Genomic DNA, 13,348 nt, shown 5'->3' with positions numbered 1-13,348 from the left:
CATTATGATTATGAGCGCTAAAGATAATTTTATCCAAGTAAAGCATCTTTACAACAGAGCCGGTTTCGGTATCTCGTATACCGATTTAAACAAACTGAGCAAAAAGAACATCGATAAAGTGGTGGACGCTCTGCTCCAGCATTCGAAAAAAGATGATCCCATCACGCTAGTGAATGATTCTGAATCCAAGAGGCAGATGCTGGTACAGTCAGGACTTTATGCAAAGAAGGATTTGACAGATGAAGAGAAGAAAATGCGTAGGGAGATTGTTCAAATGCAAAATGAAGTGAGCCGAGATTTGAACATTGCCTGGATCAGCAAGATGATTAATACCGAAACACCTTTGCGGGAGAAGATGACCTTATTTTGGCATGGCCATTTTGCCTGCCGGAACAACAATCCGATGTATGCGCAGCAGCTGAACAATATCCAGCGTCAGCACGGTCTAGGAAGCTTTAGAACACTTTTGATAGAAGTTTCCAAATCTCCGGCCATGTTACAATACCTCAATAATCAGCAAAATAAGAAGGGTAAGCCAAACGAAAATTTTGCCCGCGAGTTAATGGAGCTTTTCACTTTGGGAAGAGGCCATTACACAGAAAAAGATATCAAGGAATCAGCAAGATCTTTTACAGGCTGGAGCTACGACAAGGATGGAACGTTCCTATTCAGAAAAAACCAACACGATGATGGCACCAAAACGTTCTTCGGGAAAATTGGAAATTTTGAAGGTGAAAACATTATCGATATTATTCTCGATAAACCCGAAACAGCTGCTTTCATCAGCAGGAAAGTTTATAAATTTTTTGTAAATGATCAACCAAACGAAGCCCATGTAAAAGAGTTGGCTGAACATTTTTACCAATCGAAATACGATATCAGTGAGTTGATGAAGAAAATGTTTACTTCTGAATGGTTTTACAGTCCGGAGAATGTGGGTACAAAAATTAAATCTCCTGCAGAGTTTTTAATTGGTTTAAGCCGTGAGTTTTTTGTAACCTATAACAAACCATCTGTTCTTATTCAGCTGCAGAGTAGCCTGGGGCAATATTTATTTAATCCACCCAATGTGGCAGGTTGGCCAGGTGGTCAAAACTGGATTGACAGTTCTTCGCTCATGTTAAGAATGCGTATTCCTTCACTGGTGCTGAATGACGGAGAAATAGATTTTAGTGGCAAGGCCGATCCTGAAGACGAGGCCGTTATTGCTTTGAGTAGAACCGCCACCACTAACGCGAACAATGGTAAACCAAAATCTTACGTTAATGCCAATGCAGATTGGACGAAGTTTTTAGATACGCTTCCAAAAAGTTTGACACCACTTCAGCTGACGGAATTTTTATTGCAACCTAAGCTGACCGATAAAATTGTAAAAATGGTGAGCGATAATAAAGGATTAAGAAGTACGGCTGTAGAAATTACCAGCATGCCCGAATATCAACTTTGTTAAAATAACTTGATGGTAAATGGTCATAGCCGATTTAAATCACAAACTATTGGCCATATCACAGTAAAGAACTATTAAAATGGACAGAAGAAATTTTTTAAGAAATACTGGTTTTGTAGCCGCTGGATCGTTGTTCGTTCCGGCATTTATGAAACCGCTTGAAGCAATGGCTTTGGATGAACTTAGCCTATATAAAAATTTGGTAGTGGTACAGCTTTCTGGTGGTAATGATGGTTTAAATACAGTTGTGCCCTTTGGAAATGATATTTATTATCAGAAGCGAAAAAGCATTGCTATTAAACCGGAGGAAGTAATTAAGCTGAACGATATGCAGGGCTTAAACCCGAATATGCAGGCTTTACGCGAAATTTATGATCAGGGTTGGATGACGATTATAAATGATGTTGGCTACCCTAATCCCGATCGATCGCATTTTCGATCAATGGATATTTGGCAAACAGGGAGCGATAGCAATCAGTTTCTATCAACAGGGTGGATTGGAAGATATTTAGATAGCAATTGTCAGACTTGTAAATTTCCTTACACTGCTATTGAGGTTGATGATTCACTTTCGCTGGCCATGAAAGGGCAGACTAAAAAAGGAATCGCCTTAAAAGATCCGGCTGCACTTTACCGCAATACCAACGATCCGTTTTTCAAAGCTATGCTGCAAAGCGATAAAGAACATTTAGATGAAGATAATTTGGGTTATTTGTATAAAACGATGATCGAAACGCAATCTTCGGCCAGTTACATTCAAAATACGTCCAAAATTTATAAATCGCAGGCTACTTATCCTCAAAGTGGTTTTGCCAATCAGTTAAAAACAGTTTCGAAGTTTATTTCCTCAGGTTTAAAAACCAGGGTATACTATGTTTCTTTGAGTGGATTTGATACCCATGTAAATCAGCTCAATCAGCAAGGCAATTTGCTTAAACAATATAGCGAAGGCATGGCTGCTTTCTTAAAAGATTTGAAAACCAATAATAAACTGGAAGATACATTGGTGGTTACATTTTCAGAATTTGGACGCCGTGTAGAGCAAAATGCCAGTAACGGAACCGACCATGGCACGGCAAACAATATGTTTGTATTTGGTGGAAGGTTGAAAAAACAAGGCATATTTAACTCCGCTCCGAACTTAGGTGATTTAGATACCGGAGATTTGAAATATCAACTTGATTTTAGGCAGGTTTATGGAACAATTTTAGATAAATGGCTCGATGTAAATAATGCCGATATCTTAAATAAAAAATTTAACACCCTGGATTTTATTTAAATTCAAGTAAATCTAGTTAAAGTAAATAGGCAAAACGCCGGCAATAATCTATTGCCGGCGTTTTGCTTTTATGTAGCTATCTGTTAGTATGTACTCCTAAACTTTGAAACAAGTGCTGATTTATTTTCGTTTAAACACATATACTGGTCTACTGGAATCAGCTCCTGCCTGCTCAGAAAAAACCTGAAATAATTCAAAGTTGTAGCCCTTTAGGCTATTAACAAACTGAAGAGCTGAATCAAATTCCATTCTTTTTCCATCATCATCTTTTACATAACTGTCTTCGATGTAAGGTACTTTTTGACCATATTCCAGAGAGATGAAAACCTTATCGGAGAATGTTCGTTTGACGCTTTTAACTTGAATATAATCAGATTTGATTTCACTCAATCTTACGCCATTAACAGTTTGTGCTTTTGCATTACCCAACGCAAAACAGGCAGCTAGCGCTGCAGAGATTAGTAATTTTTTCATGATGTGTTTCTTTTGTGTGTGACGTTAAGTTAAAAAGAATTGAATAATGAAAAAAGGGAAATCAACTGCCTGTTTGTAACATTTATCACTAAAGCCGATCTTAATTTAAAAACAAGATGAATTTTTTAGGCAACATTATCTGGGTAATTTTCGGGGGTATTTTTATTTTCTTTGAATATATCATTGGTGGCTTAATTCTTTGCCTAACCATCGTGGGAATTCCTTTTGGAATTCAATGTTTTAAATTTGCGATTGTAGGTCTGGCTCCTTTTGGTGTTAAAATAACCGATACCTCTTCAAACACAGGTTGCCTTTCAACAATAATGAACATGATATGGCTGGTTTGCGGCGGTTTCTGGATTGCTTTAACGCACCTGCTTTTCGGACTTTTATTCTGCATCACAATTATAGGCATTCCATTCGGTCGCCAGCATTTTAAGCTGATGAACTTAGCCTTCACTCCTTTTGGAAAATCAATTTCTTAGTGTAATACGGAATGATATCTCAGTCAAGAACTATTGAATCAGACCGATTGACCTGGAGTGCTCAATGGCTTCCGAACTATCAGTAAACAAAAGTGCGCTCACATTTTTAGCCTTCACTTTCTGAAGTAAACTTTGAGTTTCTGCTGCCTTTTCAGGGCGAATATTTCTGATATAAACAGCAGCGATATTTTCAGGATATTTTTCTACTATTGAAGTGTAAATGGTTGGATCTTGTTGTGAGTTATCGCCAAAAAACACAAATTTCTGGTTCGGGAAGGCATCTAAAATTCGCATTACCCTGAGCAGCTTACCTTCGTGGCCAGTTTTTCCTGTCTTCACCAAATCACTCCACCGTTTCAAAGTGTTCAATAAAAAGGCACCATCAGGCAGTTTATTAAACCTGAACGTTTCAAGTAAATAATCGTAAAGATTCCACTCACTGCTACTCACATAAAAAAACGGATTAGGTTGATTTTGACTTGTATGCGATAAGGCCAATTGCTGGTAATGTTTTGCTGCATCAGGAAAGGTTTTCCGCGTACGTGGATTTTTAATAAACAACTCCCTTAACCTTCTGCCAATCGTTGCCGAATGCGAAATCATTACGGTATCATCAATATCAGAAATAAAGGCATATTGTGTAATATGTGGCACATAAACCTTTCCTTCGCTCGAACTTAATACATTGTCATTTTCATCAACGGCTTCAACTTTTACAAAATGCCAGCCAGCTTCCAAGTCTTGTAATGCCTTCCATTCAAATTTGAAAAAACCATCTTGCTCGGTTTTATTATCAATGGTTTGATCAAAAAATTGCAACCTCACCCTTACAGATGGATAGGGTTTAAGCACAAATAGCTTAAAAAGATGAATAATATTAACGAAAATATTGTTGCTATAAATCTGTGATGCCTTAGCCTTACGTTTGAAAACATGACCATAAACCACCAGGTTGTTTTTGTGCCCGTAGCCGTGATAAATTTTTACACTAACAGATTTATTCATTGCCATTAAAACAGAGTGAATTAAAAGTTGTTTGTGATGTAACGCATTTATAGCTAAAACATGAAATTACTATTCATCATCAATCCAGGTTCAGGTAGTCATGATATTAATTTGAAGGAAGTAATTTCTACATATTTTTCAGGCAAAGAAACCGCAATCGATTTATTTGAACTTCCTGACGACTGTTCTTTGGACAAGATCAAGGCAAAAATTGATCAATCAAAAGCCGATAGGGTAGTAGCCGTAGGTGGCGATGGTACGCTAAAACTCGTTGCTGAATGTTTGCTCCATACCGGTACGCCAATCGGAATTATCCCGGCAGGCTCTGCTAATGGAATGGCAAAAGAACTTGGGATACCAACAGAGATTGAGGATGCATTAAATTTATTGGAGAGCGGAAAGCTTCAAAAAATTCACGTAGTTAAGCTAAACGATGAAATATGTATTCATTTATCTGATTTAGGGTTTAATGCCTATTTAGTAAAGAAATTCGATACGCTACCTGAACGTGGAATGTGGGGTTATGCCAAAGCTACCTGGCATGCCTTGTGGAACCATAAAAGAATGGAAGTGGAGTTAAATATAAACGGTGAAATCATCCGGTCAAAAGCAGCAATGGTGGCTATCGCAAACGCAACCATGTATGGTTCGGGTTTAAAAATAAATCCAGATGGTAAATTGGATGATGAACTCTTCGAAATTATTTTGGTAAAGGATTATTCTTACCTTGAAATTTTGAAAATATGGCTCACCAGGCTGCCCTTCAATCCTAAAAAAATTGAAGTTTTTCAGATCTCAGAAGTGAAAATATCTTCTAAACATCAAGCGCATTTTCAGGTTGATGGAGAGTACATTGGTAAAGTAAATACTGTTGAGGCGAAGATTTTGCCAGCGGCGATTACTGTTGTAATCAGTTGAAAGTGATTAGTTGCAGGCTTACTTTTTAAGATTCGCTTGAATCCAATTTTTTATGTCATCAAACCGAAGTTTCCCAGTACTTGCTGAAACTACCATGTCATATTTTGATTCTTGACTAGCTACAATATCTAACCCATTTTCCAGTAAAATCAATCTCATTAAAGTATATGCTGTTCTTTTATTGCCATCAATAAATGGATGATTTATGACAATACTTTCCAAAATAGCAGAAGCTTTTTCAATTGAACTTGCATATAAATCTTTATCACCAAAAGTTGCAAAAGGTCTGGCTAGTGCGGATTCAAGTAATCCAATATCGCGAATCCCCTTACCTCCGCCAAATTTTTCAATTAAAATATTGTGAATGACTTCCGCTTCTTTAAGCGAAATCATTGAGCGAGTTTATGAAGTAAATCGTTATCTTCAGATAGAATTTTCTTTAAGTTTGAAGCTAAATTTGAACCTGTAGATTTTTCTGCCTGAACTTCTTTGATCAAATCCAAAATGTCAATAAGAAGCCTTTCAGGAACATGTTCCAAAGCCCTATTAATCTCTTGTTTAATTTCTATAACTGTCATAATTCAAAGATAATAGTTTTATGTTTATGGTCATAGTAAAAGGAATAAGTATAACTATTTCAATTCATTACGATGGATTTGTATAGTGAAATACAATCTAGAAAACTCAGCAATAAAGCAGACTTTAAACAACATATCAAACCACTTTTCTCCCAAATTTAAGACCTCGGGTAAGAAAGTAATGAAACCAATGGAAAATATCCATACAATTAATCTGAATGGAAACTGGATGTAATAAGCAATAAAGCCGAACTTTTTAAATAAGAACAAGCCGATTGCAGAAATGAAAAGCGAAACGAATAGCGGCAAGGTCAAAATCACTCTCACCTGAGAAAGCACCTGATCTGGAATTTCATTCAGATGCGTAATGATACCCCAAAACTGTTTGTAAAGCAGTAAAATACTAATAACATCAAGAAGGGCAAAAAGCTTGGCAGTAATTCTCATTTATTTGCAGTATTTGGCTAGATACTGATCTGCTAAACTACTACCCATATGTTTAACAAACAAAAAATCTTCGCAGGCACCTTGTTTATCGCCCTGCTTTATTTTCTTTAAACCGTTATTAATTCTTTCCTGAAGATATTCATCATCAATGCCCAGCTGATTTTTAATGGCAATAATCTGGGCTTCCTGGCCTGGCTTTGCTTTATCAATATTCTTATAAAAGTTAATTACTGAGTTCGTTAATCCTTCTTCAGCCTGATAACTGCGGATGGCATCCTGCATCTCTTTACTTGATTTACCTTCGCAGTTATAACCTGAGAGTTTAAAGTTTACCGGAACCACAACCGCGGTCGTGGTATCGTAACCGGTAGGTACTTTCCATTTGCCACTACTCATACGAACCAGTCTCAAAGCTTCTTCATCCAATTCACTTAAAATACTTTTGGTTACCCTTGATGAATACACTCGCCCTTCTTGATCAAGCTTGAAACTAATGTTCACTGTACCCTGAACACAATTATTTTTCGAAAAGGCAGGATATATCGTATTTTCTCTTAAGAATGAGGTAAAACCATCTTTGCCCGTTTTAAACTGTAACTGCGCCATCACAGCTGAACAGCAAAAAATTAAGATTATGGTGATTAACTTTCTCATTTCACTAATTTACTAAAAAATGCTGACCGTAATTGAAAACATCTAAAACCTGTTGCTATGTTCGTTTTTTGAAAGTAGCTTTGAGTATTACATTTGGATCAGGGCAGTTGTTTAAATATTTTGCTCTTTCACTAAACTTACATACGCCTTGGTAATCGCCTTTTAAGCCATACATGTTCTGGATTATTTGGAAATGTAAGTGTGGAGGCCAGCCGCCATTTTCTTTTTGCATGCCAAATTCAGCAAATTTTGCTCCTTTTGAAATGAACTGTCCCGGCTTAAGCCCTTCCAAAGAAGCTGCGCTTAAATGGCCATATAGTGCATTAAATGTAAATCCATCAATTTCATAAGCCAGGATTATGGTAGCACCGTAATCACCAAAATGATTATTATTTGCAAAACTGTGCACCTTGGCATCATAGAAATTATAAACAGGCGTTCCGCTTGGTCCCCAGATATCAACACCTAAATGTAGACGACGGGGTTCTTCCTCCATATCAAAATGCGTGCTTCTGGAATAAATGGTTCGGTGTTCATCATATCCGCCAATTCCATAACGAGCACCATTCGCCGCTAATTTCTCATTGATAAAGCCGGAAAATAAATCCGTATCATCTAAAATTTCATTGGTTAATTCTTCGTTTGCTGATGTAAAATCAAGTGCTAAAAGTTTATCTTTTCCTTCATCAAAATCAACTACTTTTCCAATCGCCGAAGCATTTAAGCTGATTATTTGTTCGAAAGTTTTCATGAATAAATTACCTGAAAATATAAACATAGTTGTAGATATAATGAGAGAGCGCTCCGCCAATTACGAATAAGTGCCAAAGCTCATGGCTGTGCATCCATCGGTACAGTTGCTTATCTTTTGCGTAATAATAGGTTCCGCCGATGTAGGATAAGCCGCCTAAAAGCAGCCAGAAAATTGCACCAATTGGTAGTGTGCCCATCATCTTTTGTAATAGGGGTACAATCAGGCATCCCATCAAGATGTAAATGGAAAGTGAGATAGCAGTACTTTTTAATTTGTTAAAGATTTTTAGCAAACAGCCCGTAATGGCTATGATCCACACAATGGCAAACAATCCCCAACTTAACCAGCCATCAAATACCAATAACGCTGTAGGGGTATAGGAGCCGGCGATCATAAGGTAAATGCAGCAGTGATCAAATTTCTGCCAAAAGCGAATTCCATAATCTGTTGCCGGGTAGCCATGATATATTGCACTTACTGCAAATAAAATGAAAGTTGCAATGCCGTAAATCCAGGCAGCAGTAAACTCAACTGGTAATGCACATTTCTTAAGCAAAAAATAACCCGCTGGTATTGCTACCAATGCGGGTATAAAATGCGTAAAAAAGTTTACGGGTTCTCTTAATTTCCTCACGGTTATTCTTCTTCGCCCTCTTCTTTTTGTCTCGGTTCTTTTGCTATCTTATCGAAAAGATGATCCATGCGTTCTACATATTCATTGGTATCATCTACGAAAAAAGTAAGTTCTGGCACCACCCTAACCTGATGGCGAATTCTCGCACCTAATTTATACCTGATCTCGCCAGCATGAGCGTTTACCGTATTAATTGAAAGTGTTGTATTGTTTGTATTGAAAAAACTCAAATATACTTTTGCCACCGCCAAATCTGGTGATACGCGTACGCGGGTAATGGTGACTAATGTATTTGGCAAAAATGCACCACCCTCACGTTGAAAAACCTGTGCTAACTCTTCTTGTAGTACTCCTGCAAATTTTTGCTGACGTTTACTTTCCATAAATTTTATTTTTCGTCATTGCGAGGCACGAAGCAATCTTACCTAAGGAGATTGCTTCGTGCCTCGCAATGACGGTTAATTTTACTAATATAACAAATTACTATCATAAGGGTATCTGGCAATATGTGCCGCCTTTACCTTATCGTATAGCAAAGTTTTAAACTCTTCTATATTTTCTTTTCCTGTTGCTGAAATAAATAAAACGGGAACTTTTCCGTGGCTCATCCAGCTTTTCTTAAACTCGTCGATGCTGAGTTTACCGTCGTCATCTTCATCGTCAACTTCCGGCGAAACATAAGCATCAATTTTGTTAAACACCAAAATCATGTCTTTATCAATGGCGCCGATATCTTTCAGTGTTTCATTAACGGTATTAATCTGGTCTTCAAAATTCGGGTGTGATACATCAACTACATGTATCAACAAATCTGCTTCGCGAACTTCATCCAATGTAGATTTGAAACACTCTACCAAATGATGTGGTAGTTTGCGGATGAAACCAACGGTATCTGATAATAAGAAAGGCAAATTCTCAATAACTACCTTTCGTACTGTTGTATCTAAGGTGGCAAAAAGTTTATTTTCGGCGAATACTTCCGATTTTGAAAGCATGTTCATGATGGTTGATTTACCAACATTGGTGTAACCAACCAAAGCTACCCGAATTAACTGACCGCGGTTTTTACGCTGCGTTTCATTTTGCCTGTCGATGTTTCTTAAACGCTCCTTAAGCAGCGAAATTTTATTTAAAATAATACGCCTGTCGCTCTCAATCTGTGTTTCACCAGGTCCACGCATACCAATACCACCTTTTTGGCGCTCCAGGTGAGTCCACATACCGGTTAAACGCGGCAATACATATTGTAATTGCGCCAGTTCTACCTGAGTTTTCGCCTGAGCGGTTTGTGCTCTGCTGGCAAAAATATCCAGGATCAGGTTACTACGATCTAGCACTTTTACGCCCAATTCACGATCTATATTGCGCAATTGCGAAGGCGATAACTCATCGTCGAAAACAACCGTATCAATCTCTTCCGATTTAACGTAAGCTTTAATTTCTTCTAATTTACCCGTACCTACAAAGGTTGCCCTTTCGGGTTTAAGCATTTTCTGAGTGAAAACCTTTTCCACTTTTCCTCCTGCAGTATCAACCAGAAAAGCCAATTCATCTAAATATTCTTTTGTTTGCTCATCCTTTTCGCCTGGAGTAACTACTCCAACCAAAACAGCTCGTTCCTGCTTAATCGCAGTATCATAAAATTTCTGTTTTCCCATGTAATATGTACAAACTTAGATAAATTGCCAGTAATTATAGTAGCAAGAAAGCAATTTTATCGAACTGGCAGTATGCTATAATTAATTATTTCGGTTAGAAAGTTGATTGCTTATTAAAATAACATTACACTCTTGATTTTTGTTTGTGGCTTGTATTGAACTCCATTAATAAATTATAGATTAGAGCTTTGTTTATAATCGGCATTCGACTATGGATTTTTTCAACACCCACAGTATCTTTTTCACCGTGTTAGGTTACCCAATGAGTTACCTGGAGTTTTTCGCCGTAGTAACGGGTGTTCTTTCTGTAATCCTCTCGGCTAAAGCGAGCATTTGGAGCTGGCCCGTAGGAATTGTAAATGTGTTTTTATCGGCTTTTTTCTATTACCAAATTCAACTTTATCCTGATATGTTTTTAATGGCTTTCTTTTTTGTAACCAATATTTTAGGTTGGTGGCGATGGGCAAACCCGAAGCCTGAAGAAGAAGACAAGAGAAAGGAATTGAAGGTGAGTTTCATGCCCAGAAAGCAATTTTATACCTGGCTCGCTGTTGGCATTGCCGGAACAATACTGATAGGTGCCTTAGCTAGCCAGTTGCACAACTGGTTTCCACTATTATTTAATTTGCCAAGTGCATACCCTTTTGTTGATTCATTCATTTTAGTAATGAGTGTAATTACCACGTTCTTGATGATACAAAAACGAATTGAATGCTGGATCATTTGGCTGATGATTGACATAGTAGCCACCTATTTGTATTTTTTAAAAGGAGCGATGTTTTTTGGTGTGGAATATATCGTTTTTACCATTATTGCCGCTTTTGCGTTGTGGAACTGGATTAAGGAATACAAAAGTTATGATAAAGCCGCATGATAAGAGGGCTCGTAATCGGAAAGTTTATGCCTATCCATAATGGGCATATTTCGCTTATTAATTTTGCCGCTTCACAGTGTGATGAACTTATTATTTCGATGAGTTTTACACTTAACGATCCCATTGAGGCCAAATTGCGTTTTAGCTGGATTGAGGAAATTTTTAAAGATGAACCCAAAATAAAACCTGCAATTATTTGTGATGATTTTGATGATGAAACGCTCATGCTTGAACCCCGAACAAAGATTTGGGCGAAACGCATGAAAGAAGTTTATCCTAAAATTGACGTCCTTATCAGCTCGGAAGAATATGGAGCGCCCTTTGCGTTAAATATGAAGGCCAGGCATATTTTATTTGATTTAAAGAGAAACAAAACCCCTGTTTCTGCCACGATGATCCGCAATCATCCTTTCAGATTTTGGGGATATATCCCCGATGTAGTTAAACCTCATTTTGTAAAGCGTATTTGCTTTTACGGTCCGGAAAGTACAGGGAAATCGACATTGGCTGAAAAGATGGCTTCCTATTATCAAACTGAATTTGTTCCGGAAGTAGCTAGAGAACTGATCACTTCAAATGATATTTCAGTTGATGACATTATTAAAATAGGAAAAGCACAAACTCAAAGGGTAAAGGATAAAACCAAAATTGCCAACAAAATCCTTTTTTGTGATACAGATGTGATCACCACTCAAATTTATTCAAAGCTATATTTAAATGTAATACCTGAAATTTTAAGCAGGCTCGAAAATGAAATTGTATATGATGTATATTTTTTGCTCGATATTGATGTAGCGTGGATTGCTGATGATCTTCGGGATTTCGGTGATAAAAGATTAGAAATGTTTCACCTTTTTAAAGCTGAACTGGAAAGACGTAAGATAAATTACATTTTGATTAACGGAGATTATAAAAACAGAGAAGAAAAGGTAAAAGCAATAGTCGATTTAATTCTGGAGGAATAATTACAGACGTTAGAACTAAATGATTTTAACACTAATCTACATCAAACTGATGGTCGCCAGGAATTGGTAATATCGAATGAAGTTGTACTAAATTGCCTTCCGTAAACCATTGAATAATCTGAGCCAAATCCCGGGTGGAGATTTCGCTTGAATGCCTTGCATCCCAAACCTTTTTCTCTTCACGTCCGGTTAGGAATTTTGTAAGCCAGCCCGTTTTCTCTAAACTATACCAAGAAAAAGTTACAATCAGGCTTAAGTTTTCGTTTAGTAATTTTCGCTCATCGATATAATTGGAGGAAATATTTAAGTTGCGCTTGTTTCCATGATCTGAAATATCTAAAAACCAATAGTCTTCATAAGGTATATATTCACTACTTCGGTATGCGTGGTAATAATTTTTCCACTCTTGCAACCAATCAATTTCTTTACAGTATCTAATTACTTCCAAACCGTTTCGGTTTTGCAATTCAGTTTTCTTCCCTAAAGAAGATAAAAATTCAATGTTAAACATCACTGAGTTAAATAAGCGTTAAATAAAATTAGTAGAAATCTTTGAATCTGAATGGAAATCAGCTAAAATCTTCAGGCAATACATCATAACTTTCAACCTTCAACTCATAACTTTCAATTTTTTCTCTTCAACTATTTGATAATAAAAGTATTCTATCTATCTTTGCAGTCCCAAATTTAATGGGAATAATAAATTGTTTAATAAATTAAATACAAGCAAGTGAATACGTTAAGTTACAAAACTGTCTCGGCCAATGCGAAAACTGTTAACAAACAGTGGATTGTTGTTGATGCGCAAGGCGAGATTTTGGGGCGCTTGTCATCGAAGATCGCTATGATCATCCGTGGTAAAAACAAGCCTGAGTACACCCCACACGTAGATTGCGGAGATAACGTAATTGTTATCAATGCAGACAAGGTTAAATTGACAGGAAACAAATTCAGCGAAAAGCAATATGTTTCTTATACTGGTTATCCAGGTGGTCAACGTTTTATTTCTCCTAAGGAGTTAATGGCGAAACACCCTCAACGTGTAATCGAGAAAGCGGTACGTGGTATGTTACCGAAAACTAAATTGGGTAAAAAACTTTACACCAATCTTTTTGTGTATGCAGGTGAAACTCACCCTCATGCAGCTCAATCTCCAAAAACCATTAAACTTTAAGA

Annotated in this window: 18 protein-coding genes; 7 read left to right on the top strand and 11 right to left on the bottom strand. The window is 37.1% G+C overall.

Features of this window, described 5'->3' with window-relative positions; translation table 11 throughout:
- Positions 1–10 precede the first annotated feature (10 nt).
- Entirely contained in the window at positions 11–1,450 is a 1,440-nt protein-coding gene (locus R2Q70_RS02600) for a DUF1800 domain-containing protein (protein WP_316806107.1), read from the top strand.
- 76 nt (positions 1,451–1,526) lie between these two features.
- A complete protein-coding gene (locus tag R2Q70_RS02595; RefSeq protein WP_316806106.1) occupies positions 1,527–2,726 on the top strand; it encodes a DUF1501 domain-containing protein in 1,200 nt (399 codons plus the stop codon).
- 120 nt (positions 2,727–2,846) lie between these two features.
- Here the strand turns inward: R2Q70_RS02595 and R2Q70_RS02590 are convergent, their stop codons facing one another.
- Positions 2,847–3,200 carry a hypothetical protein gene (locus R2Q70_RS02590; RefSeq protein WP_316806105.1) on the bottom strand — a complete coding sequence of 118 codons (354 nt, stop codon included), beginning with the start codon at positions 3,198–3,200 and terminating at the stop codon, positions 2,847–2,849.
- A gap of 116 nt (positions 3,201–3,316) precedes the next feature.
- Here R2Q70_RS02590 and R2Q70_RS02585 point away from each other — a divergent pair, with 116 nt between their 5' ends.
- Entirely contained in the window at positions 3,317–3,685 is a 369-nt protein-coding gene (locus R2Q70_RS02585; RefSeq protein ID WP_316806104.1) for a YccF domain-containing protein, read from the top strand.
- Positions 3,686–3,715: 30 nt separating this feature from the next.
- Here the strand turns inward: R2Q70_RS02585 and R2Q70_RS02580 are convergent, their stop codons facing one another.
- Positions 3,716–4,690, bottom strand: coding sequence for an App1 family protein (locus tag R2Q70_RS02580; protein WP_316806103.1), 975 nt, complete (start codon positions 4,688–4,690; stop codon positions 3,716–3,718).
- Between the two features lie 60 nt (positions 4,691–4,750).
- Here R2Q70_RS02580 and R2Q70_RS02575 point away from each other — a divergent pair, with 60 nt between their 5' ends.
- On the top strand, positions 4,751–5,608 hold the full coding sequence (locus tag R2Q70_RS02575; RefSeq protein WP_316806102.1) for a diacylglycerol/lipid kinase family protein: 858 nt from the start codon (positions 4,751–4,753) through the stop codon (positions 5,606–5,608).
- 18 nt (positions 5,609–5,626) lie between these two features.
- On the opposite strand, the gene R2Q70_RS02570 is transcribed toward R2Q70_RS02575, so the two are convergent.
- The 8 genes from R2Q70_RS02570 to hflX all read right to left on the bottom strand — a co-directional run bounded on the left by R2Q70_RS02570 (position 5,627) and on the right by hflX (position 10,333).
- The gene (locus tag R2Q70_RS02570; protein ID WP_316806101.1) at positions 5,627–6,001 is read right to left on the bottom strand and encodes a type II toxin-antitoxin system death-on-curing family toxin; all 375 of its coding nucleotides are present in this window, start codon (positions 5,999–6,001) and stop codon (positions 5,627–5,629) included.
- On the bottom strand, positions 5,998–6,186 hold the full coding sequence (locus R2Q70_RS02565) for a hypothetical protein (protein ID WP_316806100.1): 189 nt from the start codon (positions 6,184–6,186) through the stop codon (positions 5,998–6,000). The genes R2Q70_RS02570 and R2Q70_RS02565 overlap by 4 nt, the downstream gene beginning before the upstream one ends.
- 54 nt (positions 6,187–6,240) lie before the next feature.
- Positions 6,241–6,633, bottom strand: coding sequence for a hypothetical protein (locus tag R2Q70_RS02560; RefSeq protein ID WP_316806099.1), 393 nt, complete (start codon positions 6,631–6,633; stop codon positions 6,241–6,243).
- A complete protein-coding gene (locus tag R2Q70_RS02555) occupies positions 6,634–7,287 on the bottom strand; it encodes a TonB family protein (RefSeq protein ID WP_316806098.1) in 654 nt (217 codons plus the stop codon).
- 55 nt (positions 7,288–7,342) lie between these two features.
- Positions 7,343–8,038, bottom strand: a complete 696-nt coding sequence (locus tag R2Q70_RS02550) for a peptidoglycan DD-metalloendopeptidase family protein (protein WP_316806097.1) — start codon at positions 8,036–8,038, stop codon at positions 7,343–7,345.
- Positions 8,039–8,045: 7 nt separating this feature from the next.
- A complete protein-coding gene (gene trhA, locus R2Q70_RS02545) occupies positions 8,046–8,675 on the bottom strand; it encodes a PAQR family membrane homeostasis protein TrhA (RefSeq protein WP_316806096.1) in 630 nt (209 codons plus the stop codon).
- Between the two features lie 2 nt (positions 8,676–8,677).
- Positions 8,678–9,058 carry a 30S ribosome-binding factor RbfA gene (rbfA, locus tag R2Q70_RS02540; protein WP_316806095.1) on the bottom strand — a complete coding sequence of 127 codons (381 nt, stop codon included), beginning with the start codon at positions 9,056–9,058 and terminating at the stop codon, positions 8,678–8,680.
- Positions 9,059–9,142: 84 nt separating this feature from the next.
- Positions 9,143–10,333: a GTPase HflX gene (gene hflX, locus R2Q70_RS02535; RefSeq protein ID WP_316806094.1), complete on the bottom strand. Its 1,191-nt coding sequence runs from the start codon at positions 10,331–10,333 to the stop codon at positions 9,143–9,145.
- Positions 10,334–10,544: 211 nt separating this feature from the next.
- On the opposite strand from hflX, the gene pnuC reads away from it, so the two are divergent.
- Both pnuC and R2Q70_RS02525 read left to right on the top strand, forming a co-directional pair.
- Complete coding sequence (pnuC, locus tag R2Q70_RS02530) at positions 10,545–11,207, top strand: nicotinamide riboside transporter PnuC (protein ID WP_316806093.1); 663 nt, start codon at positions 10,545–10,547, stop codon at positions 11,205–11,207.
- The gene (locus tag R2Q70_RS02525) at positions 11,204–12,172 is read left to right on the top strand and encodes an AAA family ATPase (RefSeq protein WP_316806092.1); all 969 of its coding nucleotides are present in this window, start codon (positions 11,204–11,206) and stop codon (positions 12,170–12,172) included. The genes pnuC and R2Q70_RS02525 overlap by 4 nt, the downstream gene beginning before the upstream one ends.
- 31 nt (positions 12,173–12,203) lie before the next feature.
- On the opposite strand, the gene R2Q70_RS02520 is transcribed toward R2Q70_RS02525, so the two are convergent.
- Positions 12,204–12,683 carry a hypothetical protein gene (locus R2Q70_RS02520; RefSeq protein ID WP_316806091.1) on the bottom strand — a complete coding sequence of 160 codons (480 nt, stop codon included), beginning with the start codon at positions 12,681–12,683 and terminating at the stop codon, positions 12,204–12,206.
- Positions 12,684–12,902: 219 nt separating this feature from the next.
- On the opposite strand from R2Q70_RS02520, the gene rplM reads away from it, so the two are divergent.
- Positions 12,903–13,346: a 50S ribosomal protein L13 gene (rplM, locus tag R2Q70_RS02515; RefSeq protein ID WP_010602007.1), complete on the top strand. Its 444-nt coding sequence runs from the start codon at positions 12,903–12,905 to the stop codon at positions 13,344–13,346.
- The last annotated feature ends 2 nt before the right edge of the window (positions 13,347–13,348 follow it).

The organism is Pedobacter agri, from assembly GCF_032678665.1.
GTDB classification, from domain to species: domain Bacteria; phylum Bacteroidota; class Bacteroidia; order Sphingobacteriales; family Sphingobacteriaceae; genus Pedobacter; species Pedobacter agri_A.
The sequence above is the reverse complement of the archived record's forward strand: the minus strand, read 5'-3'. Positions and strand labels throughout refer to the sequence as shown.